Consider the following 24,875-nt stretch of genomic DNA (forward strand, 5'->3'; position numbering starts at 1 on the left):
CTATCAGCAAGTTTAGGGGTTTTTATCTGAAGACTCCCAGTGTAGAATGGCGCCGAATTTACATTTTTCAAAAAATGTGACGGGATGAATTGAGAGCCAAATTTATTTGGGATGCTAGGATAAGCATGTCGTCGGTAGTTTAAGCATCGTTTAAATTATCAACGGTTTGGCATAGATTAATTATAGAAAGAAGAGCCCGTATGGATCTTACAAATAACCCGAAAGAAGAATCCACGTTATTGAGTGGTCATGAGTTTGTCCGTGTATTGATTGCCTTAGCCTTTGTTTTGCTATCAGGTTTTTATGCTTCAGCTAATGGTGTTGGGGTTTCTAATTTATCTATATTAGCCATCGCAGCGGCAATTGGCGCCTACATGGCCGTAAATATTGGCGCTAATGATGTGGCTAACAATGTTGGGCCAGCGGTAGGGTCTAAAGCCTTATCTATGACTGGAGCAATTTTGATAGCTGCTGTTTTTGAAGCTGCTGGTGCTTTGATTGCCGGTGGTACAGTTGTTGGTACTATTAAAAATGGCATTATTAATCCTAATTCAATTGGCGACGCTGAAACCTTTATTTGGGTTATGATGGCGGCCTTATTAGCTGGTGCAATTTGGCTAAACTTAGCGACCTATCTTGGTGCTCCTGTTTCGACAACTCATTCTATTGTTGGTGGTGTACTTGGTGCAGGTATTGCTGCTGGCGGTTGGGATATTGCGAATTGGGATAAATTGATTGCGATTGTTGCTAGCTGGATCATTTCGCCAGTGATGGGGGGCGTGATCGCTGCGTTATTCCTAATGTATATCAAACGTTCAATTACCTATAAAAGCGACATGATTGATGCGGCTAAAAAGGTTGTACCTTTATTAGTTGGCCTAATGGTTTGGGCGTTCTCAACGTATCTTATTCTTAAAGGTCTTAAACATCTTTGGAAGCTAGATTTTGTTACGGCAGCGATGATCGCTTTTGCAATTGCATTAACTGTTTACTTCCTCATTCGTCCTATGATCGATAAAGCGGCAACTGCATTGAAAAATGATAAAGATGCTGTGAATAGTTTATTTACACTTCCTCTTATTGTATCTGCTGCTTTGCTTAGCTTTGCTCATGGTGCTAACGATGTTGCCAATGCGATTGGGCCACTTGCTGCTATTAATGATGCTTTAATGACTGGTGCTGTTTCTAGCAAAGCATCGATCCCTATTTGGATTATGATGGTTGGTGGTATTGGTATTGCTGTTGGTCTTGCTCTATTTGGTCCTAAGCTTATCAAAACGGTCGGATCTGAAATCACTGAATTGGATAAAACACGAGCTTTTTGTGTTGCCATGGCAGCTGCTATTACGGTAATTGTCGCTTCTCAGCTTGGTTTACCTGTTAGTTCTACTCACATTGCTGTGGGCGGGATCTTTGGTGTTGGTTTCTTACGTGAGTACTTGAAACAATCGTATGAGAAAAAACTGGCGTCTATCATTTCTCATTCAGAATCTGCGGGTCACAATGGTCAGCAAACACAAGAGTTTGTGAAACGTTTCAAGTTGGCGGATGTCGAGGAAAAGCGTGCAATTTTGAAAGAATTGAAAGCCGCGCAAGCTTCATCCCCTATCTCATCTGAAGAACGTAAAGGCTTGAAGAAAGCAACGAAGAAAGAATTGGTGAAACGCTCTGCTTTGTTACGTATTGCTGCTGCATGGGTGATTACTGTTCCTGCTTCTGCTGTACTTTCAGCTATAATTTTTTATATGTTACTCGGCTTTTCTGTTTCTCGATAAGTCTCTTTCAAGATAAACAAAAAAAGATCAGCTTCTCTGATCTTTTTTTGTTTTCATCCCGCCGTCTGTGTTATATAAAAGTAAGTTACTTTTTTATTTCTATATAAAGTCGCAACTTAGGTAACTATTAAGTAATGAAATTAAGTATGTTGATTTTAGTTGCCGTTATCTTTTTGGCCGTTCTTTGCTTGCTGCCTGCTTTTTTCCGTTGGAGAAGACATCAAAGGGAGTTAAAAAAGAAGCTACTTTCTCGTTTATCGAATCGAAGTGATCGCTTACTTTATTCATTAGAAATGATTTCTGATCGTTACATGGCGAGAGATACCAAAATCTTTCTCATAGAATATTTGCTTTCTGTTATAACTCAACTTGTGACATCTAATTATAAGTCGGAGTTTGTTTCAAAGCAGGCTGATCTACTAAGACTGTTGACAGAACTGAAGTTAGGGCGTCAAGTAACAGCAAAGGATCGTGTCGTCAGTCAAGAGCAGTTAGATCAAATCCAAAACGCACTTCAATTTATGCTCAGAGAGTTGAGAAGCATGGGTGAAAGTTATGGTGCGAGTAGAGTAATAATAAGGCATCATATTGTTTTGATACGTTATGCGCATGCTTTGGCTTATCGCGATCTTTTAGTACGGCAGGCTAGACTTGATTTAGATAATGATAAGAAAAATAGAGCGCTAGAAAAATATCGAATTGCGTTATCAGTTATGGAAAAAAATGCTTCTGTGAGTAGCTCGAAAAGAGAGATGGCACGTCTACAAAGCATGATACAGGAAGTTGAAAAGGTTTTATTTTCAAAGAACAATAAAGCGGAGCTCAAATAGAAGTTAGTTGGCGAATTTTATTCGTATTCGTACTTTTGAAGCCTGCAGGCGTTTCGTATATAAATATTACTAAGGTAAACTACTCATCATATGACAGCCGTTACCATTACAGTGCTTTTGCTCGTTATCGGTGGATTTATTGCCTTCGCAATTTTTCTGCAGTTAAAAGAGCAGGCTCGATTGGAAAAATTGCGTAAAGTGACAACGCTTAATAATCAATTGCGTCAGGTGCGTCGCTATCTTGATGAGATGCCTCCCCAGTATCAGCCCAAAGATATGAGAATGTGGTTATTTTCTCGAATGATCGCTATATACGATCAGCTTATTGAATTGCAACCAGATCCAACATTAACTCGTCGTCGCGGTCATTTAGCAGAAGAAATGGCAGAGTTCCAAACGAACACGCAGAAAAGACGTGCTAAGCCGATGAATGATGAATTGCTTATAATAGAAGTAAAGCGCCTCTTTGAGTCCTTCAAATCCTATTTAATTTTATCGCAGAAAGAAAAAACCATCGATCAAGATGTTGTTTATCGATACAGTAAGTTATTAAATTTTTATCACTACAAAGTTAACTCGGATTATCATGCCTACCTTGCTCGTAAGGCGTTTTTGAGTGGTCAAATGGACACAGCTATAGAAATGTATAAAGAGGCTTTGTCGCAATTAACACCCATCAAAGAGTCTGTCGAAGCTCAACCTGCTATTCTTAAGCTTAAAGATCTGCTGCAAGAAATTGAAGATGATCTTGCTTTGCAAAAAGCAGAAGAAGAGATGACTAAAAATATGGATAGTGAAGATGAGGGGGAGTTGGATGATGAATGGAGCAAGTTTATTGAGGACTCCACATTTAAAACAAAAAAACATTTTTAGTTTCCCTTCTTTTTATATTTTAAGAACAAGTCCATTTATCTGTATTTTAGTGCTTGCTACTTATGCTAAGTCATGAGAATTTTGTCTCGTAAATTACTACATGTTAGATAAGGATCTCTTGTGAATTTAGCACTGCTCTCCGCTTTTATACCGACCTTCTTTTTTGTCTCTATTACGCCAGGCATGTGTATGACATTAGCCATGACGTTGGGAATGACTATTGGCGTTAAGCGCGCACTTTGGATGATGCTGGGTGAGTTAGTCGGTGTTGCAACTGTGGCTACCTTATCCGCGATTGGTGTTGCTGCATTATTACTGAATTATCCTAGTGTGTTTATGGTGTTGAAATATATAGGCGGTGCCTATCTTGCCTTCGTTGGGATTCAGATGTGGTTGTCTAAAGGTAAAATGGCCATTAAAGCGGACGCCACTGGAGTCAAGCCTGCTTCACGTTTAGATTTAATCTCACAAGGTTTTGTGACCGCAATTGCTAATCCTAAGGGCTGGGCTTTTTTTGTCGCTTTATTGCCACCTTTTTTAGATGCTAGTCGCCCACTTACTGGTCAATTGATTGTATTAATTGCCATCATTTTAACGCTCGAACTCACTTGTTTGCTTATTTACGCTGCAGGCGGGAGAACTTTAAAATCTATTCTTATGCAAAGTGGTAATGTACGCATCATGAACCGTATTGCTGGTACATTAATGGTTGGTGTTGGTGTATGGCTCGCGATCGGTTGATTGTTCGTTAATAAAATGTGGAATGAACAATATTGAATAGACTAAGAAGGCGCTTTCGAGCGTCTTTTTGTATTTGAGCTTGTCGTTTTTGTGCTGATAGATTTCGTTCCGGTTGTTTTTCTTGTACTTGTCGTCCTTTTGTTTGTTGAGCCTTTTCGTTTAGCGAAAGGATTTTTTGTTGGCGGCGGTAGGTTGTGTAATGCGGATGTCGGCATATCTCGGGAAGCACTTAGTAACTGATTTAAGTTGCCTTCTAAATTTGTCATGAATTCTTGATAACTTGCTTCTCCAAGACTAATACTGTTAAGAGCTGACTCCCATTTTGCCGTCATATCAGGAGTGACCAGTTGCTTAGGTAGACAATCAATAAAGGCACGCCCTGTTTGGCTGGCGTGAATTTGTTTACCTTGTCTCATCAAAAAGCCTCGTTTGAAAAGTAACTCTATAATGCTCGCTCGCGTCGCTTCTGTACCTAAACCATCGGTCTCTTTCAGTATTGCTCGAATGTCTTTATCAGTCACAAAGCGACTGATACCGGTCATGGCAGCCAGTAATGTCGCGTCAGTGAAAGCTGCCGGTGGCGTAGTGACTTTCTCTTGGACTTGCCCTTGTATACACCAGAGTTCTTCATTCTTACTTAGCTTTGGTAGCTCGTTTTGGTTTTCATCTTCTGGGTCTTTACTTTTGTTTTTATTGGGTAAAAGCGCTTTCCAGCCAAGTGCAATCGGTGTATTACCTTTCGCTTCAAAGAGTCCACCTTCAATTTCCAATTTGATGTAAGACGCCAAATAATCGTATTCAGGATAAAACTGCATAAGATATTGGCGGGCAATCAAGTTAAATACCAGCGCCTCTGTTTTGGAAAGTGATGCCGCTTTGTGAGCTTGAGTTGTTGGAATAATAGCGTGGTGAGCCGTGACTTGTTTATCGTTCCACGCTTTACTTTTTCGTGATGCATTGGCGTTCTCTGCGCCTTGTTTTATATCACCTCCCGAACGTGTGAGAGCGGCGATAATAGCTGCAGCGTCTTTGTGCTGTTGAGTGGGTAAATAACGGCAATCGGATCTAGGGTAGGTGATTATCTGATGACGCTCATAAAGAGCTTGGCAAGTATCTAACACTTGCTGGGCGGAAAGAGAAAATGCTTTTGCTGCATCAATTTGAAGTGCTGACAAACTGTAGGGTAGTGGTGCTGGTTGCTTCTTTTGTTTGTAATTTGCTTCAATCACAATCGCTGGTTTATTGGTAATGCGATTGGCGACGTTTTGCGCAAGCGGCAAGCTTAGCACTCGGTTTTCATCGTCCATGTAAGGTTGGCAAGCTTCACTAGGCAACCATTTAGCTTGAAATATGGCATCTTGAGTTGTTTGTATGCTCGCCCATACTTGATAAAAGTCTTTTGGAAAAAAGGCTTCTCTTTCTTTGTCCCTAGCAGCAACAAGTCCTAGTACTGGCGTTTGCACTCGCCCAATAGATAGAACACCTTGGTAGCCAGCTTGACGGCCCCTGATGGTATAAGCACGTGTTAGGTTTAAGCCGAACAACCAGTCTGCACGAGCGCGGCCCAACGCCGATCGAGATAGCGCCGCAAATTCATTATTTGAACGCAAATTGCTAAGTGCTTGCTTTACCGCAGAAGGTGTTAAGTCATTCACCAAAAGTCGTTGAGTGTTTTTCAGTTTCTGTGCTGGAACCTTGGTGTAGTGAAGTACTTCATCGACCAGCAATTGGCCTTCTCTATCCGGGTCTCCTGCATGAACTAAAACAGTGGCTTTTTTAATCAATTTTTTTAAAATGCCAAGTTGTTTCTTTGTGTTGGCTTTTTCTTGCCATTGCCAGTCAGTCGGAATGATAGGCAAGTGGTCTAAATTCCAACTTTTATAAGCTGGATTATATTGATGAGGCTCAGCTTGTTCGAGCAAGTGGCCGATACACCAACTAACGCAGTCACCATTAGGCAACCAAATACAGCCCTCTTCTTTTTTTTGTGGTGAGGGAAGGGCGGCGGCAATGGCTCGGGCAAGGCTGGGTTTTTCGGCAATATAAAGAATCATAAATACACTTACTGTTTATATATACAGTAAGTGTATCGGACACAGAGAAGTGTGACTAGAGTAACGTGTTATTTTATTGGCACAACAGCTATTTTATCGGTACAACCGTTACTTTATCGGTACAACTAGCACTGGAATTGAGCTGGTGTGAATGACTTTATTTGCCGTTGAGCCAATGATCATTTGGCTCAGTCGGCCATGTGTTCGGCTATTCATAACAATTAAATCAGCATTTTTTTCTTTTGCAATGCGCTGAATAGAGTCAGCTGGAGCGCCATTGACTATCAAGGTTTCAGGAGCTGTTTCTAAACTAGACAGTTCTTCTGAATACTTTTCCATAAATTCAGCTAGCAATTTATCCATGCGTGTATTGATGTCTGTGATGGCATCTTTGCGCATTGCATTTCTAACTTCTTCGGTAATATAGTTGTTTATCATATTTGATGCTTGAGCATTTAAAGGCTCAATTGCATGCATTAATATGACTTTTGCCCCATGAGTTTTGGCTAAGCTCAGTACTAGCTCCATAGCGGCCTGTGTTTTACTGTCTAGATCGCAAGCGTAAACAATGGTGTTTATTTTAGGTAACATGGCAAGATCCTCTTTTAATGTACCTATAGCTTAATCTTTTTAACTTTTGCTGCTCTGATCTGTGTCAATTATCGTTGTGCTTATTTGATGAGTGGTAAGCGATAAGCTATTGGAAGCTTGTCGATTGCCATGATTAGCAAATAAAAAACAGCTCATTGATGACAAGAAGATAAAGCTAATAAACAGCATACCCCAATAATCGGTCGGCTTTTTATCGTTTATATATCTCTTTGGAGACGGGATAAAGCTCTTATGTTTCATAACGCACTCCTGAATGAATATAGATTTATTAAATGATAATGAATATCATTTAATAAATCTATAGGGCTGATTAATATATTTTCACTGCTTAGGTTTTGGTAAGTCGAGGCGTTTGAAAAACAAGCTCATGAGATTTGCCTATGTTATGATACGCGTTCAATTTTTTAGTAAACGAATAAGAGAGTGTAAACATGTCAGAACTGTCGTTCGACTCTAACGAAGCAAAAATCGCATACGGCATTGGTCGTCAAATTGGTGATCAACTACGTGGTAGCGATCTTGGTGAATTGTCTCTAACGCATCTTTTTGCTGCGATTGAAGATGCACTAAACGGAACTGAAATGCGTGTTCCTGGCGCAGAGCTAGAAGCTGCTTTTGCTGAACTACAGCAAAAAATGGAAGAAAAAGGCCGTGCAGAGTCTGAAGAGAATGTGAAAGCGGGCGAAGACTTTCTTGCTACAAACAAAACAAAAGAAGGCGTTCAAACGACTGAAAGTGGTCTGCAGTTTGAAGTTCTTGAAGAAGGTACGGGTGCAACACCAAGCCGTGAAGCGACTGTTCGTGTACATTACGAAGGCCGTTTGATTGACGGACAAGTATTCGATAGCTCTATTGCTCGTGGCGAGCCAATTGAATTCCCTCTAACTGGCGTTATCGCAGGTTGGACTGAAGGTCTTCAGTTGATGAAAGAAGGCGCGAAGTACCGTCTTACTATCCCTGCTGAATTGGCTTACGGCGCTCAAGGCGCTGGCGCGATGATTCAACCTTTCTCTGTTTTACAATTCGATGTTGAGCTAATTGCTGTTGTTTAATGAAATAGCTTAAAGCAATACATTAAAAACAGTGTATTAAGAGAAATGCATAAAAAAGCGAGTCGACCCATATCGGATGACTCGCTTTTTTGTTTTAAATGGGCTGGTAAAGATAAAGCTAAATGTCTCGTTCCATGTGAATATGCATTTTTCCAGCTTCTAAAAAGACTTTACCATCACCGTGAAATTTTTGTTTTTCATAGAAGGTCTGTACGTCAACTTGAGCATGCAAAAAGACTTTGCGAACTCCCATCTCTCTGGCAACTTTCATTGCTCGGTTTAACAGCATTTCACCATAACCCTGATGACGATATGCAGGTAAAACAGCAAGTCGACTAATTTGTCCGTTTTCTGTTAAGCGGCAGGTTCCTGTAGGAACCGCTGTCGTACCAAAGGATACAAAGTGTACGGCGTCTTCATCTAGCTCGTCCCATTCGTCTTTTGGGTCGATACCTTGCTCAATGATAAAGACTTGTTTGCGCACAAAGGTAAGCTGATCTTTGCTGCTGTTCCAGTCTGACGTTAAAACCTTCATGTGAATACCTTACTTAATATTGCGTTCTTTTATTCTTCTGGTGCAACCAATTCGATCAGCCCTTGCTGGCGAATGAGAAAGCGCACAAGAGGTTCTAGATCTGTATTTTGTTTCAAATCTAGCCCAGAAAAATCAAACTCAACTTGATGGCAAACGGCTTCAACAAAGCTCGTTAGTTCTGCATCCACAAGTAAGTGTTCACCGTTACAAAACACGCTAATCTTACCTTTGTTCTCAGTGTTCTGTTGAACATAGTAACAAATACGCGCATCGCCAGGGCGAATAAAAGTTTGACCTTGTGTCGCACTGCTAAATGCTTCGTTTAATTCTTCATGATTCAGTGGTACGAGGTATTCAGGATACTTGCTCTCGCTCATCGTTTCCCCTAACCATTCAGCCAGTAGGTCGGGCTGATTAATAAGGCGAGCCAGTTGTGTTTGTAGGTATTGAATATCGTCTTTGCTGATGTGCGCACTGTGTTGACGATTTGCTGTTTCAGGTGCGGCAAAGCGATCTTTAACATTGTCAGCTTCGCAAAGTTTATCGCGAATACCTGTTAAGACATCTTGCATACTTGGCGCACGAAAACCGATGGAATAAGTCATGCACTCGTCGTCTAATGATCGGCCATTGTGTGCAAAGTTAGGCGGCAAATATAGAATATCGCCAGCTTCCACTTCCCAATCCATTTCTGAATTGACAGGGAAGTTGTCTAAAATATGTAATTTGATGTTGGGGATCACAGAATCTTGGTATTCATCTGGCGACAATACCTGCCATCGACGTTTACCTGATACTTGTACTAAGAACACATCGTATTGGTCGTAATGTGGGCCAACACTACCGCCTTCTGTTGCATAGCTTACCATGACGTCGTCTAAGCGCCAGCTGGGTAAAAACTCAAATCGTTCTTTAAGTGTTTGGACTTCTGGTACCCAATGGTCAACGGCTTGAACTAATAACGTCCATTCTTTTTCAGGCAAGGTAGCAAAAGTGTCTTCGGTAAAAGGTCCTTGGCGCATTTCCCAAGGTCTTAGTCCGTTCTCGATCACAATACGAGATTCAATTTCTTCTTCCATTGCCATGCCTGCAAGCTCATCGGCTTCCAATGGCACAGCGAAATCGACAAGACCACCGCGAATTAACAAAGGCTTTTTCTGCCAATATTCGTCGATAAAGGTTTGGGCTGTCATGCCACCAAGAATAGCCAACGGTGTATTTAGGTCTGTCATAAATCGCTCAATAAAAAAGAACAAAGAAAGTAGTGATATTGCTAAAGATTAGCAGCCTTGAAGGCAAAAAGAGCCGATAAATCGGCTCTTTTATTTACTTGTTAAAGTAAGACTTAGTCACGAATCGCTTTCGCTTGTGCAACAGCGTTACCGATGTAAGTGCTTGGTGTTAGCGCTTTCAATTCGGCTTTGGCTTGCTCAGGCATTTCTAGCGTATCGACAAAAGCTTCGATAGTCGCTTGGTCGATAGTGCGGCCACGAGTTAGCTCTTTTAGTTTCTCGTATGGAGATTCGATGCCGTAGCGACGCATAACGGTTTGAATTGGCTCAGCCAATACTTCCCATGCATTATTTAAATCTGCTTCAAGACGTGCAGCGTTGATTTCCAACTTGCTGATGCCTTTTAGAGTTGCTTGGTAAGCTATCAAGCTGTGAGCTAAACCAACGCCAAGGTTACGAAGAACCGTAGAGTCAGTTAGGTCGCGCTGCCAGCGTGAGATTGGCAGTTTAGCGCTCAAGTGGCCCATGATTGCGTTCGCAATACCCAAGTTGCCTTCGGAGTTTTCGAAGTCGATTGGGTTAACTTTATGCGGCATGGTAGAAGAACCAATTTCGCCAGCAATGGTTTTTTGCTTGAAGAAGCCCATAGAAATGTAGCCCCACACATCGCGGTCGAAATCGATCAAGATGGTGTTGAAGCGGCAAATGGCGTCGTATAGCTCTGCGATGTAATCATGAGGTTCAATTTGAGTCGTGTAAGGGTTCCAAGTCAAACCCAGGGAAGTAACGAACGCTTCAGCGTGTGCTTGCCAATCCACATCAGGGTAAGCCGAAAGGTGAGCATTGTAGTTACCTACAGCACCGTTGATTTTGCCTAAAAATTCAACGTTTTCGATTTGCTTAAGTTGGCGGCTAAGGCGCGCAGCAACGTTAGCCATTTCTTTACCAACTGTGGTTGGTGAGGCAGTTTGGCCATGCGTACGAGACAACATAGATTGTTCAGCGTGCTCGATTGCTAGATCTTGAACTGCTTTGATGACGTTTTTAAGCTCTGGAGTAATGCCTTCTTCCAATGCTTCACGCAACATTAATGCATGAGATAAGTTGTTGATGTCTTCTGATGTACAAGCGAAGTGAACAAATTCAGAAATCGCTGCTAACTCTGCGTTATCAGCCATTTTGTTCTTAATGAAATATTCCACTGCTTTGACATCGTGGTTCGTGGTTTTCTCAATATCTTTAATAGCTTGTGCATCAGCTTCGCTGAAGTTATCTGCAAGCTGATCTAATAAAGCGCTGGCTTCATTGCTCAATGCTGGAACTTCAACAATTTGTGGGTGTTTGGCAAGAGCCTGTAGCCAGCGAACTTCGACTATGACTCGCATACGCAGCAAACCATACTCGCTCACGGAGCGACGTAGTACGTTTGTTTTCGATCCGTAACGACCGTCGATAGGGGAAATTGCATTTAAGCTAGTTAATTCCATTGAGATAACGCCTCGAACATGGTTTTCAGGGAGCCGCTATTATAGGCAAAAGCGCGGCCTACCGCTACGCCAGACTGTATATTTGCAGAAGGCGGTTTAGTTTTAATGAGCTTATAAACAGTTGGTCTTTTGTTCTGTTTATTAATTACTCGTTTTTTTGAGTATATTTTTGTTAAATCAAGGTGTTTTAAACTCTTCTCACTTGTATGATGCTGCCAAATTAACGCCCTTTTAGAAGTTATTTAGGAAAGTATTGAACATGAAGATCAGCCGTATCATGAATTTGGTCATTGTTATTGTATTGGTAGCCTTGTCTGCGCTTTATTTACTTAGCAAGCAGGGCTTAACTCGTAACGAAGCTGCCATTCGTCAGCAAGTAGTTATCTCTGATGCTGTATCTGCTATGAAGGATGCTCGTTATTACGTTGTGCAAGTGCAACAGTTTTTGACGGATATGGGCGCAACGCGCAGTGATGAGGCGTTACCCGAAGTTGATGCGAGCATGAAAAGTGCTATGAAGAGCTTACAAGAACTGACTCGAATCATGCCTAGTTACCGCTCTCGCGTAAATGAGTTAGAGCAGCAATTGAAACAGGTTTACAAAGTAGGTCGAGAAATGGCCTCTGCTTATATTAATAATGGCACTGATGCTGGTAATAGTTTAATGAAAGGCGCTGGTGGTCTAGATCAAGAATCGGCGCGTTTGGCTCAATCATTAGAGCAAATTGCTAATGAGTTATCTGATCAACTTGATAAAAGTGCAGTAGCTTCGATTGAGACTCTTGAAGATTCTAAATTTTTATCTTTGATCAGCAGTTTAATTTCGGGTGTTGTGATTGTTGGTGTGATAGTTGTTTTACGTCGCCGTGTGCTTCCAGATTTAAATTCGCTTGAATCGTCTCTGCATAATATTTCTGTTGGTGCCCGCGATTTAACGGTTCGCCTTGATGATAAGGGCAATGATGAGTTGTCCTCCGTCGCACACAGTTTTAACGTGTTTATTAAGGGTATCCATTCTCTTGTTGTGACTCAGCAGGGTCAATCAGCTCAGTTGTCGGTAGCCGGCGAGCAAATGCTGGTTGCCTCAAATAAAACGCGTATTGGTATGCAGGGGTTGCAAAAAGAAACATCGGGTATTGCTAGTGTTGTTGCAGAGATGCAAACCACAGTGCGTCATGTTGCTAACAGTGCTGATGCAGCGGCGACAGCTGCGAAAGAATCCGATTACATAGCAAAAGAAGTAGAGTCGGTTGTGAATAACAGTGTTTTATCAATTCAACAATTATCTGAAGGTGTTGAAAAAGCATCACGAGTGCTTCAGGCCTTGGAAAAAGAAACCTCTGATGTTGGTAGTATCTTAGATTCGATTCGAGGCATTGCCGATCAAACTAACTTGCTCGCATTGAATGCTGCGATTGAAGCGGCTCGTGCCGGTGAGCAGGGACGTGGTTTTGCTGTCGTTGCTGATGAAGTTCGAACGCTTGCTAAGCGCACTCAGGATTCCACAGAACAAATTCAGATAATGATTACTCAATTACAAAAAGGCTCGCAAGATGCAGTACTTGTAATGGGCGAAAGTAAGCAACAAGCAGAGCAAAGTGTTGCTCAGTCATTAAAGGCAAAAGAAGCCTTGCATACGATTACGTCTTCTATGGGGAATATTTCCGCCATGGCTATTGAGATTGCATCGGCTATGGAACAACAGGCAGCTGCTTCAGAAAATATTGATGGACGAATTCGTTCTATTCGTGATGAAGCGGAACTAACAAGTGAAAACGCTGAGCAGTCAAACGTGGCGGCTAAGCAAGTGTTGGGGCAATCTAAAGCTTTATCTGATCTTATCTCTAGTTTTAAGGTCTAACTTTAAGGTTAGGTGTGATTTAGCAATGAAGTATGGCGGTTTGTTAATTAACTGGTAAATCGCAATAGAGCATAAAAAACAGATCAAATAGACAAAGAAAAGCTCGAGTAACTGAGTTACTCGAGCTTTTTTATGTCATTTACTTGGCTTTAATAAATAGACTTAAAGCGTTGCTAATGCTGTATTGAAGGTTGTGCTAGGACGCATGATCTTAGCGACTTCAGTTAGGTCCATGTGGTAGTAACCAGATAGGCCAGAAGGTTTGCCTTGTACTGCTGCTAGTTCAGCAACAATCTTGTCTTCGTTGTCTGCTAACTGTTTTGCAAGAGGCGCGAATTTCGCCGCTAATGTTGCATCTTCAGTTTGTGCAGCAAGTTCTTGAGACCAGTAAAGCGCTAGGTAGAAATGGCTACCACGGTTATCGATTTCGCCAACTTTACGAGAAGGAGACTTGTTAGTGTCTAGTAATTTGCCTGTTGCTTTATCTAAGCACTTAGCAAGAATTTTTGCTTTCTCGTTGCTGTGCTTGATACCAAGTTCTTCGAAAGATACCGCTACTGCAAGGAATTCACCTAAAGAGTCCCAACGAAGGTAGTTTTCTTCCATAAGCTGTTGTACGTGCTTAGGAGCAGAACCGCCTGCGCCAGTTTCATACATGCCGCCGCCGTTTAGCATTGGTACGATAGACAGCATTTTCGCAGACGTGCCTAATTCCAAGATTGGGAACAAGTCAGTCAGGTAGTCACGTAGAATGTTGCCTGTTACTGAAATAGTGTCTTTGCCACGAATAATGCGTTCCATAGAGAAACGGATTGCTTCGTTGTAAGACATGATGCGAATGTCTAGACCGCTTGTATCATGGTCTTTTAGGTAAGCTTCTACTTTTTTACGAAGTTCGTTATCGTGTGCACGTTCGTCTTCTAGCCAAAACACAGCAGGAGTGTCAGATTGGCGAGCTCGAGTCACACCTAATTTCACCCAATCACGGATTGGCGCGTCTTTAGTTTGGCATGCACGCCAGATGTCACCTTTTTCGACATTGTGCTGCATTAGAACTTTGCCGTTTGCATCTACAACACGCATCACACCATCGGCTTTTATTTCGAACGTTTTGTCGTGAGAACCGTATTCTTCTGCTTTTTGTGCCATTAGGCCAACGTTAGGTACGGTACCCATGGTGACGGGGTTGAATGCACCATTTGTTTTACAGAAGTTGATAGTTTCTTGGTAAATACGAGCGTAAGTGCTGTCTGGAATAACGGCTTTAGCATCGTGTGCTTTGCCATCACGGCCCCACATTTTACCAGAGTTACGTATCATCGCTGGCATAGAGGCATCAACGATTACGTCACTTGGTACGTGCAAGTTAGTGATGCCTTTGTCAGAGTCAACCATCGCTAGTTCAGGGCGTGTTTTATAAACGTCTTGAATGGCTTGTTTGATCTCTTCTTGTTTCGCTTCAGGAAGGCTTTGAATTTTGTCGTAAACGCTACCTAAACCGTTGTTTGGGTTAACGCCGATTTCTTTGAAAAGCTCGCCGTATTTCTCGAAAACGTCTTTGTAGAAAACGGTTACCGCATGACCAAATACGATTGGGTGAGAGACTTTCATCATGGTTGCTTTTAAGTGCACAGACCACATGATGTTGTCTTCTTTTGCTTCTTGTAATGTCGCTTCAAAGAAAGCGCGAAGCTTTTTGGTGCTGATGTTCATGCTGTCGATGATTTCGCCAGCAAGAAGAGGAAGTGACTTTTTCACTTCAACGGAGCCGTCTGCGCCAACGAATTCTAGGCTAACTGTTTGCGCTGTATCCATAGTGACGGACTGCTCAGAAGAGTAGAAATCACCGTCACGCATGTAATCAGCGTGTGAAATTGATGTTTTGCTCCATTTGCCCATTGAGTGTGGGTTTTTGCGAGCGAAGCCTTTAACTGCTGCAGGTGCGCGACGATCAGAGTTGCCTTGACGTAGTACAGGGTTTACTGCACTACCAAGAACTTTAGAGTAACGGGCTTGAATGTCTTTTTCTTCGTCTGTTTGTGGGTTTTCTGGATATTCAGGAAGACCGTAACCTTCAGCATTCAACTCTTTAATTGCAGCGTTCAGCTGTGGCAAAGAAGCGCTGATATTAGGTAGCTTAACAATGTTTGCTTCAGGGTCTGCGGTTAGGTCACCTAGGAATTTTAGGCCGTCTTCAGCTTGTTTGTCTGCCGGAAGTAGGTCTGCAAAAGCAGAAATAATACGACTAGCCAAAGATATGTCTGTCAGTTTTAATTCGATGTCTGCTTCTTTGGCGAAAGCGCCAAAGATAGGAAGTAGAGACGCGGTTGCCAGAGCTGGCGCCTCATCAGTAAATGTATAGTAAATGGTTTGTTTCGTTGACATGTAATTCCCCTAAAATTTCAGGCATTAGCCTATTGAATCGAAGATGACTTTTAGCCGCCATTCCCTAATTTAAACTGCTCTTACAGGTTAACCCGCACAGGTTAAAAATTTGTACGATATACTACATAAAAAAACAACTTAGAGATATTGGCTCTCAGATATAGTGGAAATTGATTTCAATTATTCGCTGAGGCTTTTGCTCAACCACTTTGATTGCCAACCGCCCGTTAAAGGTTATTTATTAGGCATAAAAAAAGACCCAGTGGGTCTTTTAAGCATTAATGACGTGACTCTAGTGCATTCAATAATGCTTTTCGTTTAAAAATCAAATGCCAGCGTTTACCGCCTAGTTGTCGCCATAGCATGGCAGCACGAATTCCAGACATTAGAGTGGCTCTAACTTGGTTAGCAACTTGTGGTTGCTGTAAAAAACGACTGTCGCCATGTACTTGAATACGAAAGGATAACTTGCTCAAGGTGTCTTGATACATTCCTGAAATCGACGCCAACATGTTTTCGTGTAGAACGCTCTCGTAATGGGCTTTTTTCTGCTCGATTTGAGCGATTTTTTGCCCAATAGTGGACAGCATCTCTGGTGTCTTAGCCAGTTTGTTTTCTAGATGAATTAAGCTAAGTGCATATCTGAGAGTGTCAGGATTTACACTGCTGCGTTCTTTGCCTAAGGCTTGTCGAGAGATTTTTCTTCCCAGGGCAAGATTGGTTGAGCAATCCCATTGGCCACCATAAATATCTTCAGTAGAGGCTGCGTTAACCATTAATAGGCTTTCTAGTAATGGTTGTAGGCTGGCATTATCCACCTGACCTGTTTTCGCTAAAATCGACACCAATTCTGCCGCTTGAAATATGGCGGACAGGGCGATGGTTTGCTCTTTCTCTCTACTACTCACGCTTTCTCTCTCAATAATTACTTGTTAAAGGCGACGTTAATTATGCCGCCACCAAGACAAACTTCATCTAGATAAAACACCACGGATTGGCCAGGAGTGACTGCTCGTTGAGGTTCTACAAAGGATACTTCAACACGGCCATCGGCTAATTCATTGATGGTACACTCTTGATCTGGTTGGCGATAACGGCATTTTGCTTTACACGTTAGCGGAAAAGCTGGTTTTTTTCTTGCAACCCAATCGAAGTTGTCGGCAATTAAATGCGTTTTAAATAACGACTCGTGTTGTCCGCCTTGCGTTACGATTAAAACATTGCGCTCTAGGTCTTTCTCAACTACATACCATGGATCGTCGGAGTATTTAGCTAGACCGCCAATGCCCAAACCTTGGCGTTGGCCAATAGTGTGATACATCAAACCGTGGTGACGAGCAATTTTGTCACCCTCAAGGGTTTCTATATCACCCGGTTGAGCGGGTAAGTATTGCTCTAAAAAATCTTTGAAGCGACGTTCGCCGATGAAACAAATACCGGTGCTGTCTTTTTTGTTGTGAGTAACTAAGCCAAACTCTTCTGCTAAGCGGCGCACTTCTGGTTTTTCTAGTTCACCAACAGGGAAAAGTGTCTTGGCAATTTCGTCTTTGCCAACCGCGTACAAAAAGTAGCTTTGGTCTTTATTGCCGTCTAAACCTTTTAGCAGCAGCGGCTCGCCGTCTTTTTCTCCACGACGAACATAATGTCCAGTGGCAATATAGTCGGCATTTAATGCCATGGCGTACTCTAGAAACGCTTTGAATTTAATTTCTTTATTACACAAAATATCTGGGTTTGGCGTGCGGCCAGCTTTGTATTCAGCCAGAAAGTGCTCGAAGACATTGTCCCAATATTCTGATGCGAAGTTAGCTGTATGCAGTTTTATGCCAAGTTTATCGGATACCGCTTGAGCATCAGCAAGGTCGTCTTTTGCTGTGCAATACTCTGTACCATCGTCCTCGTCCCAGTTCTTCATGAATAGGCCTTCAACCTGATAACCCTGTTGCATCAGAATAAGTGCTGATACGGAGGAGTCGACACCGCCAGACATGCCCACAATGACTTTTTTATCGTGATTGGCTGGTTGATCTGTTAGGTAGTGGCTTTCTTTCATGACCGGTTTTTTCTCGACTGTTAATTTAGTAATACGAAGAGGCATGGCCTCAGTTAATTTGATTGCACATTGTACTTCATTTTTGAGTGCTCGGCACAGGCGACAAGTACTGATCTGACAAGAATGATAAGGAAATAATGGGGTTGTTTTGCGAATCTTCAATGCAGGCTTTAATTAATGGGCTGCGATGAGTTAGTGCCATGATTTCTTCGTAAGTTAACCAGTTGCTAGAAACAATATCTTTATCGAGTGGTTCGTTGGTTTCACTAACAGCTTCGCATAAAAAACATAGGCGATGATAAGTGTCAGCACCTTCGTAAGGTGTAAAAGCATACATACCAAGTAAGCCAATGGGTTTCACAATCCAGCCAGACTCTTCTTTTGTTTCACGAATCACCGCTTCTATGGCGCTTTCGTTATTTTCGATGTGACCGGCTGGTTGATTTAGGACGAGTATTCCGTCTTGCCACTCCTTCACCATGAGATATTTTGTTTCCTTTGGATCCGAGTTGTCTTTTTTGACCAGTGCTGCGACGGTTAGATGAGGCAGCCTTTCTCTTTCTTTGCTCTTCAAACTGATTAACCTCTTTTAATAAATTGTCGGTTGGCTCTATGAAGTTCCATTGGCCTACTATTGTATTTTCTAGAGTATAAGGACCAATGGCATAACGAATTAATCTAAGCGTAGGGAAACCGACTGCGGCTGTCATTCGTCGAACTTGTCGATTTTTACCTTCGCGGATTTGCAGTGATAGCCAGCTAGTAGGGATGTTTTCCCTATGGCGAACCGGAGGAACTCTTTCCAAAACGTCTGGTTCTGCCATACGTTCAGCTTGTGCTGGCTTGGTGAGGCCGTCTTTTAGCTCAACGCCTTGTCTTAGTTTTTCTAAAGCTTCGGGCGAAATCTCGCCTTCGACCTGAACCCAGTAAGTTTTGGGGAGCTTGAAATCGGGTGATGCTATCACATGTTGTAATGCACCTTGATTAGTCAAAAGTAAAAGGCCTTCAGAATCAAAGTCTAATCTACCTGCAGGGTAAAACTCAGGTATTTCAATGTATTGCGCAAGAGTAGACTTATCGCCTTCTGCAGAAAATTGGCTGAGTACTCGAAAAGGCTTATTAAATAAAATTAAGTTAGAGGGCATGGGTTCAATATATGATTGGGAAGAAAGGAAGGAGTCAAAAAAATGGAATAAAAGGGCACTTATCTTACTCCTCAAGATGAGGAGTAAGATAACAAATTCGCTTTAGGATAGCGATGATGTTTCTTTTTATGCTAGTTGAGTGTTTTTATCGCTGGAATGAGCGTCCTCTTGTTTAGCTTCCTGTTTAGTCTCTTGTTTAGGTATTGTTGGATTGATTTCAATCGCATGCAGGCCTCTTTCTCCTGGCTCAACGTCAAACGTTACCGCTTGACCTGCTTTTAGCGTTTTGTAGCCTTCGATATTGATGGCTGAATAATGAATAAATAAATCTTCATTAAAATCTTCCGACACAATAAAACCATAGCCTTTTGCGTTGTTAAACCACTTCACTGATCCGTGATGCATGAGTCACTCCTTATCCACTCAGTCGATGTTTGCTTATATCATCAAAAATGAGTAATGATGACGATAAGCGCGTTAAAAAACATAGCTCGGATAGCGTAGATTGCTAAATAGGTGCAAATTGTTTTTGGCCAATCAATGCTAGAATTTCATTTGTAAACATTGATTGCACATTTGGTCACCCCAATAAAGAGCGTAGAAGCCCTTTTAGTATTTGTAAAATCCAAGTGGTAATCTATTACTCATAAAAAGTCGTATATAAGTAGTAATGAGTCAACTTTTGGCAAATTGCGTAAAAAATTGTAGCCTCAGAGGCATGGGATGATTACAGATCAACAAATTAGACTAGTATCAGAAGATGATGAGCAACACGGGCATTCCAGTATTGCAATTGCTCCTGAAGAAACCGAATTAAAACCACCTTCAATGTATCAGGTGGTGTTGTTTAATGATGACTATACGCCAATGGATTTTGTCGTATTTGTTTTACAGAGGTTTTTTTCTATGGATGGGGAGAAAGCTAATCAGGTAATGTTAGAAGTACATCAAAAAGGGAAAGGAGTTTGCGGTATTTACCCTTTTGATATTGCTGAAACCAAAGTAGCAATGGTACAACAGTTCGTGGAACAAAATGAGCACCCCTTAATGTGCGACCTACAAAAGGTTGACTGATTCAGAGTGAGGGAATAGCAATGTTAGATAAAGAACTAGAACAAACCCTGAATACGGCTTTTAAAGCAGCGCGTGACAAGCGCCATGAATTCATGACGGTTGAGCATTTATTATTAGCTCTTATTGAAAATGGCGCTGCTTCAAGCGTCCTCAAAGCATGTGGTGTGAATTTAGATACCTTAAGTAAGGAGCTTGAGGAATTTGTTGATAGTACGACACCTCTAATCCCTGAAGACGACGATGAACGTGAAGTTCAGCCAACTTTAGGTTTTCAGCGCGTATTACAGCGTGCAGTTTTCCATGTTCAATCTTCTGGTAAGCGCGAAGTCACAGGTGCAAACGTGCTGGTGGCTATTTTTAGCGAACAAGAAAGTCAAACAGTCTACTTACTAAAACGACATGGTGTGGCAAGAATTGATGTTGTCAATTACGTTGCCCACGGTATTTCTAAAACTGGCGAAGCCTCTTCTCAAGACATGGATCATGATGACGAAGCAGAAGATACAGCGACTGCGCCGTTACAAAAATTCGCTACCAATCTTAACGAAGAAGCCAAAGCTGGAAAGATCGATAAATTAATCGGTCGTGAATACGAAGTGGAGCGAGTGATACAAACACTTTCTCGTCGTCGTAAAAACAATCCTTTGCTGGTTGGTGAGTCAGGTGTTGGTAAAACTGCCATTGCTGAAGGGTTAGCGCGACGTATTGTCGATGGACAAGTGCCAGATGTTATAGCTGATGGTGTTGTTTATTCCCTAGATTTAGGTGCTTTACTGGCAGGAACCAAATACCGAGGTGATTTTGAAAAACGTCTTAAGCAGTTGCTAGGCGAATTGAAAAAATTACCGAATGCGATTCTTTTTATTGATGAAATTCACACCATTATTGGTGCGGGTGCTGCATCTGGTGGAGTAATGGATGCTTCCAACCTCCTTAAGCCGGTATTGAGTTCTGGTGGCTTGCGTTGTATTGGCTCGACAACATTCCAAGAGTTTCGTGGTGTGTTTGAAAAAGACCATGCTTTGGCGCGTCGCTTCCAAAAAATCGATGTAAACGAGCCAAGTGTTGATGATACTTATCAAATCTTGAAAGGCATTATTGGTGCATTTGAAGAACATCACAAAGTGAAATACGAAGAGCCAGCTTTATTGGCGGCAGCGGAGCTTGCTCAGCGTTATGTGACAGATCGTCATATGCCTGATAAAGCGATTGATGTTGTGGATGAAGCAGGAGCTTACCAGCGCTTGCAGCCAGAAGGTAAGCGTAAAGCGGTTATCACGGTTGCAGATATTGAAGATATCGTCTCTAAGATCGCCAGAGTGCCTGTGAGAGCGGTTAACTCTGATGATAGGCAAGTACTGTCTAATCTTGAGCGTAATCTGAAAATGGTTGTTTTCGGTCAAGATAATGCTATTGATGCTTTGTCTGCTGCGATTAAGTTGTCTCGTGCTGGTTTAAAAGCTGAACAGAAACCTATCGGTTCTTTCTTGATGGCTGGTCCAACAGGTGTTGGTAAGACGGAAGTGACCAAGCAGCTAGCCAAGCAATTGGGCCTTGAGCTGATTCGCTTTGATATGTCTGAGTACATGGAACGCCATGCGGTATCTCGATTGATTGGTGCGCCACCAGGCTATGTTGGTTTTGACCAAGGTGGTTTATTGACAGAAGCTGTGACGAAAAATCCTCATAGTGTTGTATTATTGGATGAGATAGAAAAAGCTCACCCAGAGGTCTTTAACTTGCTTCTGCAAGTAATGGATCATGGCACCTTGACTGATAACAATGGACGCAAAGCAGATTTCCGTAATGTGATCTTAGTGATGACGTCGAATGCTGGTGCTCAAGAGTTGGCTCGTCGTTCAATTGGCTTCTCTAGTCAAGATAACTCGACGGATGGTATGGAGGTTATTAATCGAACCTTTACACCTGAATTTAGAAACCGTTTAGATGCTGTTATTCAGTTCCAGCAACTGGATGAACGTATTATCTTTAACGTGGTAGATAAGTTCTTGGTGGAGCTACAGGCGCAGTTAGACCCGAAAGGTGTCTTGCTAGAGGTCTCAGACACTGCCAGAGGCTGGTTAGCCAATAAAGGCTATGACCGTCAGATGGGTGCGCGTCCAATGGCTCGTGTCATTCAGGAGCATTTGAAGAAGCCTCTAGCGGATCATATCCTCTTTGGTGATCTTCATGATGGTGGCCATGTTAAAGTGGCTTTGGATGAAAAGAGTGATGAATTGAAATTTGAAGTCATCAAAGAGGCTGTTGTGCATTAGTTTTTATAAAATAATGCAACTGTCATGTCATAAAAAAACCGGACTTGGTCCGGTTTTTTTATGACATCAATTTAAGCTGCCCATGCTGGGTTGCTTAAATTAACGTGCGCGATAAACGATACGGCCTTTTGAAAGATCGTAAGGTGTTAATTCAACTTTTACCTTATCGCCAGTCAAAATGCGGATGTAGTTTTTACGCATTTTTCCAGAGATATGTGCAATTACAACGTGTCCGTTTTCTAGTTCGACACGGAACATGGTATTAGGCAACGTATCAATGATAGTGCCCTCCATTTCTAAGCCTTCTTCTTTTGCCACAATATGTGTCCTATGGTGTTAACTTACTATTATTTAGTAGACGCCGACCATACCTAAGAGGAGGTCTGCAGACGAAGAGGAAAGATGTTCCTCTTTGGTCAATTGAGCGCTAAATAGCTTAATCATGATTGTGTATTTAGCGACGTCTGAATTTTGATCGAGCGTATTTTGCCTAAAAACGCAGCGTAAGGCAAACCTAGTTGCGTTTTCATGGTGTCTATTTTTGAGCTAAATCGGTTGTTTTTCAGGTTTTTTGCCAATACTTATGAGAACTGAGTTCTTTTTTATGTTTGGGATGAGTTGTTCTAAAACATCACAGAAATCTTCTCTGGGCATTTTTTTTGCGCCTAGAGACAGTAAATGATCTGATTCTACTTGGCAGTCTATCAACTCAATTCCGCAGTCCTTGGTTAGTTCGCAGAATGTTTTTAGGGCTATTTTGGATGCATTTGGAATGAGTGAAAACATAGATTCACCAAAAAACATATTGCCCATTGCTATGCCGTAAAACCCACCTACGAGTTTATTTTTCTGCCAAATTTCAATGGAGTGTGCATAGCCTAATTTGTGTAATTTGGTGTAAGCATTTTTAATGTCTTTTGATATCCAAGTACCTTCCTTGTCGGCTCGAAGGGCCGAGCAATAGCCGATTACGGACTCAAACTCTTGATTGACAGAAAATAGCCATTGATCTTTTTTTATCGCTTTTTTTAGCGATTTTGAAATATGGAAGTGATCTGGATTGAGTGTGCATCTTTGTTCAGGGTGCCACCACAAAATAGGATCAGGATCACTAAACCAAGGGAAAAAACCTTTGCTGTAGAGATGGAGTAATCGTGTTGAAGAAAGGTCTCCACCGATGGCGGATAACCCTTCGGGGTCGTCTAGTGCTTTGTTTGGGTTTGGTGTGTCGTACGGTGACTCTGATAGTAATATGAGTTCGTGCTTTTCACTGTTAGTGGAAGCTGACATGAGGTGATTGTGTTCCCAGTTTTTTTACGGATCATTTTTATTTACTGATTATAGTTTTTTTAATCATAAAAACTATCTTTGGATGTTTTTTATTAAAAAAACTAAAGAAAAAAAGCTGTGCACCGATAATTAAGATTGAGCAAGAAAAGATATTGTTCTTGCTACTTATTGACACAATGTTATTCTTAATTGTCTTTAATGTGCATGAATAACTTAAGAAAAATGTTCTTTAAGGCTCTTGTTGGGTGTTTTTCGTCCAAAAAAGGGTGCAAAATGAAAAAAAAAAGAAAAAAAGTGCAAGGAGTGCTTGACCCGTAATGGAAAACTTGGTTTTAATCGGTGCAGTCCTAAACAGTAATTCGAAAAGATAAGTCGAATGCGGTATTCGGAACTACAAGATATTTGCTTTTTTGACAACTGTCATGAAAGTGAAACTGATAGGTTTTAAGATACATGAGTCGTTGATTTAACAACGTTTCTTGGTTAGATGAAAATCGATCGATAGGTCTACAAGACCATATTATATAATATAAAGGGGAATCTTGAATGAAAGCGATTAAACTTGCTTCTGTGTTTGCGGTAACTGCTGTTGCGGCTGCTGTTTCTACTGCTACTTTCGCTGCTGATGCTATCATCACTGGTGAGGCTGGTGTTGAATACACTACCTACAACGGTGATTCTAAAGCCGTTAAAGATCTTGCTGATGGTACTGATCTTGGTGAACTAGAGCTGCACGTTGATACTGGTATTGTTTACGCTGAGCTTGAAGTGAAAACTACTGGTGTAGACGAAGGCACTAAGATCGGCATGGAAAAACTGTACGTGAAACAAGGCGCTGTTTCTTTCGGTCGTTTTGATGGTACTGTTGCAACTGGTTCTTTCATGGGTATGGATGAGCTTTTTGGTGGTGTAGATCTTAAAACCGCTGCAGGCGATACAGATAACACAGGTATCCGCTATAAAGTAACTCCTGAGCTAACTATTGCCGTGGAAGCAACTGACTCTGTCAAAGCTGTTTCTGCAGTAGCAGATGATCCAGCTACAGTTGCTAATGAATCTGTTGCGGCTGTAGACGCTAAGAAATCTGAAATTGGTTTTGCTGCATCTTATGTTATGGATTTTGGTGCATTTAAAGCTGGTCTTTCTGGTGGTGTTGTAGGCGATGCAAACGCAGTTAACGTTGGTGTTCAGACTGTTGCAGGTCCTGCAACTTTGTCTTTGAACTACGGTGTTGGCGAGAAAGGTACTAAAACTTCAACTACAACAACTACAGATGTTGAGCAAGTAACAGCTTCTGTTGCTTTAGCTGCTACAGATGCATTGACTCTTACTCTAGAGTACTCTCAAGATCTAGAATCTACTGGTAAGCCAGATGGTACTTATTTCATTGCTGAATATGTAGCTGGTGATTTGACTTACTACGTGAAAAACTACGCTGGTGATCTAGCTGCTCGTTCTGATACAAATGGCGCAGAGCAAACTACTGTTGGTGTTAAAGTTTTCTTCTAAGACTTTTCTTCATAAAGAAAGCCTTTCTTAGTAAAAGCGAAAGCCAGCCCTTTGGGTTGGCTTTTTTTATGGTAAGCTTAGCGAACTTATG

Annotated in this window: 22 protein-coding genes; 9 read left to right on the forward strand and 13 right to left on the reverse strand. The window is 41.7% G+C overall.

From position 1 onward, the window contains the following. Window positions 1-200: 200 nt before the first annotated feature. The 4 genes from TY87_RS11360 (at window position 201) to TY87_RS11375 (ending at window position 4,219) form a co-directional block, all read left to right on the forward strand. Window positions 201-1,775, forward strand: a complete 1,575-nt coding sequence (locus tag TY87_RS11360) for an inorganic phosphate transporter (RefSeq protein ID WP_072840995.1) — start codon at window positions 201-203, stop codon at window positions 1,773-1,775. Between the two features lie 134 nt (window positions 1,776-1,909). Further along, window positions 1,910-2,605 carry a hypothetical protein gene (locus tag TY87_RS11365; protein ID WP_157789895.1) on the forward strand — a complete coding sequence of 232 codons (696 nt, stop codon included), beginning with the start codon at window positions 1,910-1,912 and terminating at the stop codon, window positions 2,603-2,605. A gap of 180 nt (window positions 2,606-2,785) precedes the next feature. After that, a complete protein-coding gene (locus TY87_RS11370) occupies window positions 2,786-3,478 on the forward strand; it encodes a hypothetical protein (protein WP_232617115.1) in 693 nt (230 codons plus the stop codon). Window positions 3,479-3,598: 120 nt separating this feature from the next. Then, window positions 3,599-4,219 (forward strand): LysE family translocator, encoded by a 621-nt coding sequence (locus tag TY87_RS11375; protein WP_100187167.1) that lies wholly within the window; start codon window positions 3,599-3,601, stop codon window positions 4,217-4,219. Window positions 4,220-4,260: 41 nt separating this feature from the next. Here the strand turns inward: TY87_RS11375 and TY87_RS11380 are convergent, their stop codons facing one another. Both TY87_RS11380 and TY87_RS11385 read right to left on the reverse strand, forming a co-directional pair. Next, window positions 4,261-6,273: a DNA topoisomerase III gene (locus TY87_RS11380; RefSeq protein ID WP_100187168.1), complete on the reverse strand. Its 2,013-nt coding sequence runs from the start codon at window positions 6,271-6,273 to the stop codon at window positions 4,261-4,263. Window positions 6,274-6,381: 108 nt separating this feature from the next. Further along, window positions 6,382-6,864 carry a universal stress protein gene (locus tag TY87_RS11385; RefSeq protein WP_100187169.1) on the reverse strand — a complete coding sequence of 161 codons (483 nt, stop codon included), beginning with the start codon at window positions 6,862-6,864 and terminating at the stop codon, window positions 6,382-6,384. Window positions 6,865-7,316: 452 nt separating this feature from the next. Between TY87_RS11385 and TY87_RS11395 the strand changes: the two genes are divergently transcribed. Then, window positions 7,317-7,937 (forward strand): BamJ family beta-barrel-assembly machinery protein, encoded by a 621-nt coding sequence (locus TY87_RS11395; RefSeq protein ID WP_072840989.1) that lies wholly within the window; start codon window positions 7,317-7,319, stop codon window positions 7,935-7,937. Window positions 7,938-8,055: 118 nt separating this feature from the next. Here the strand turns inward: TY87_RS11395 and TY87_RS11400 are convergent, their stop codons facing one another. The 3 genes from TY87_RS11400 to purB all read right to left on the reverse strand — a co-directional run bounded on the left by TY87_RS11400 (window position 8,056) and on the right by purB (window position 11,191). Continuing rightward, entirely contained in the window at window positions 8,056-8,472 is a 417-nt protein-coding gene (locus TY87_RS11400) for a GNAT family N-acetyltransferase (protein ID WP_100187171.1), read from the reverse strand. Window positions 8,473-8,501: 29 nt separating this feature from the next. Then, entirely contained in the window at window positions 8,502-9,704 is a 1,203-nt protein-coding gene (locus TY87_RS11405) for a cupin domain-containing protein (protein WP_100187172.1), read from the reverse strand. Between the two features lie 113 nt (window positions 9,705-9,817). Beyond that, the gene (purB, locus tag TY87_RS11410) at window positions 9,818-11,191 is read right to left on the reverse strand and encodes an adenylosuccinate lyase (RefSeq protein WP_100187173.1); all 1,374 of its coding nucleotides are present in this window, start codon (window positions 11,189-11,191) and stop codon (window positions 9,818-9,820) included. A 259-nt stretch (window positions 11,192-11,450) separates the two neighbouring features. Between purB and TY87_RS11415 the strand changes: the two genes are divergently transcribed. Next, window positions 11,451-13,052 (forward strand): methyl-accepting chemotaxis protein, encoded by a 1,602-nt coding sequence (locus TY87_RS11415; protein WP_100187174.1) that lies wholly within the window; start codon window positions 11,451-11,453, stop codon window positions 13,050-13,052. A gap of 162 nt (window positions 13,053-13,214) precedes the next feature. On the opposite strand, the gene TY87_RS11420 is transcribed toward TY87_RS11415, so the two are convergent. The 6 genes from TY87_RS11420 to TY87_RS11445 form a co-directional block, all read right to left on the reverse strand. Then, window positions 13,215-15,437, reverse strand: a complete 2,223-nt coding sequence (locus TY87_RS11420; RefSeq protein WP_100187175.1) for an NADP-dependent isocitrate dehydrogenase — start codon at window positions 15,435-15,437, stop codon at window positions 13,215-13,217. 278 nt (window positions 15,438-15,715) lie between these two features. After that, window positions 15,716-16,345 carry a high frequency lysogenization protein HflD gene (hflD, locus tag TY87_RS11425; protein ID WP_100187176.1) on the reverse strand — a complete coding sequence of 210 codons (630 nt, stop codon included), beginning with the start codon at window positions 16,343-16,345 and terminating at the stop codon, window positions 15,716-15,718. 17 nt (window positions 16,346-16,362) lie between these two features. Next, window positions 16,363-17,490 carry a tRNA 2-thiouridine(34) synthase MnmA gene (gene mnmA, locus TY87_RS11430; protein WP_100187189.1) on the reverse strand — a complete coding sequence of 376 codons (1,128 nt, stop codon included), beginning with the start codon at window positions 17,488-17,490 and terminating at the stop codon, window positions 16,363-16,365. A gap of 76 nt (window positions 17,491-17,566) precedes the next feature. Next, the gene (locus TY87_RS11435) at window positions 17,567-17,971 is read right to left on the reverse strand and encodes an NUDIX domain-containing protein (protein WP_100187177.1); all 405 of its coding nucleotides are present in this window, start codon (window positions 17,969-17,971) and stop codon (window positions 17,567-17,569) included. Next, a complete protein-coding gene (locus TY87_RS11440; protein ID WP_100187178.1) occupies window positions 17,907-18,635 on the reverse strand; it encodes a pseudouridine synthase in 729 nt (242 codons plus the stop codon). The genes TY87_RS11435 and TY87_RS11440 overlap by 65 nt, the downstream gene beginning before the upstream one ends. A gap of 126 nt (window positions 18,636-18,761) precedes the next feature. Further along, window positions 18,762-19,040: a cold shock domain-containing protein gene (locus TY87_RS11445; protein ID WP_072840980.1), complete on the reverse strand. Its 279-nt coding sequence runs from the start codon at window positions 19,038-19,040 to the stop codon at window positions 18,762-18,764. Window positions 19,041-19,358: 318 nt separating this feature from the next. On the opposite strand from TY87_RS11445, the gene clpS reads away from it, so the two are divergent. Both clpS and clpA read left to right on the forward strand, forming a co-directional pair. Continuing rightward, window positions 19,359-19,709 carry an ATP-dependent Clp protease adapter ClpS gene (clpS, locus tag TY87_RS11450; RefSeq protein ID WP_012070938.1) on the forward strand — a complete coding sequence of 117 codons (351 nt, stop codon included), beginning with the start codon at window positions 19,359-19,361 and terminating at the stop codon, window positions 19,707-19,709. Between the two features lie 20 nt (window positions 19,710-19,729). After that, window positions 19,730-21,985, forward strand: coding sequence for an ATP-dependent Clp protease ATP-binding subunit ClpA (clpA, locus tag TY87_RS11455; protein WP_072840979.1), 2,256 nt, complete (start codon window positions 19,730-19,732; stop codon window positions 21,983-21,985). A 99-nt stretch (window positions 21,986-22,084) separates the two neighbouring features. Here the strand turns inward: clpA and infA are convergent, their stop codons facing one another. Both infA and aat read right to left on the reverse strand, forming a co-directional pair. Continuing rightward, window positions 22,085-22,303 (reverse strand): translation initiation factor IF-1, encoded by a 219-nt coding sequence (infA, locus tag TY87_RS11460; RefSeq protein WP_012070936.1) that lies wholly within the window; start codon window positions 22,301-22,303, stop codon window positions 22,085-22,087. A 228-nt stretch (window positions 22,304-22,531) separates the two neighbouring features. Next, on the reverse strand, window positions 22,532-23,275 hold the full coding sequence (gene aat, locus TY87_RS11465) for a leucyl/phenylalanyl-tRNA--protein transferase (protein ID WP_100187179.1): 744 nt from the start codon (window positions 23,273-23,275) through the stop codon (window positions 22,532-22,534). 546 nt (window positions 23,276-23,821) lie between these two features. On the opposite strand from aat, the gene TY87_RS11470 reads away from it, so the two are divergent. After that, the gene (locus tag TY87_RS11470) at window positions 23,822-24,784 is read left to right on the forward strand and encodes a hypothetical protein (RefSeq protein WP_100187180.1); all 963 of its coding nucleotides are present in this window, start codon (window positions 23,822-23,824) and stop codon (window positions 24,782-24,784) included. Window positions 24,785-24,875: the final 91 nt, after the last annotated feature.

The sequence above is a fragment of the Marinomonas sp. BSi20584 genome (assembly GCF_002792415.1).
In the GTDB taxonomy this organism is placed as follows: Bacteria; Pseudomonadota; Gammaproteobacteria; order Pseudomonadales; family Marinomonadaceae; genus Marinomonas; species Marinomonas polaris.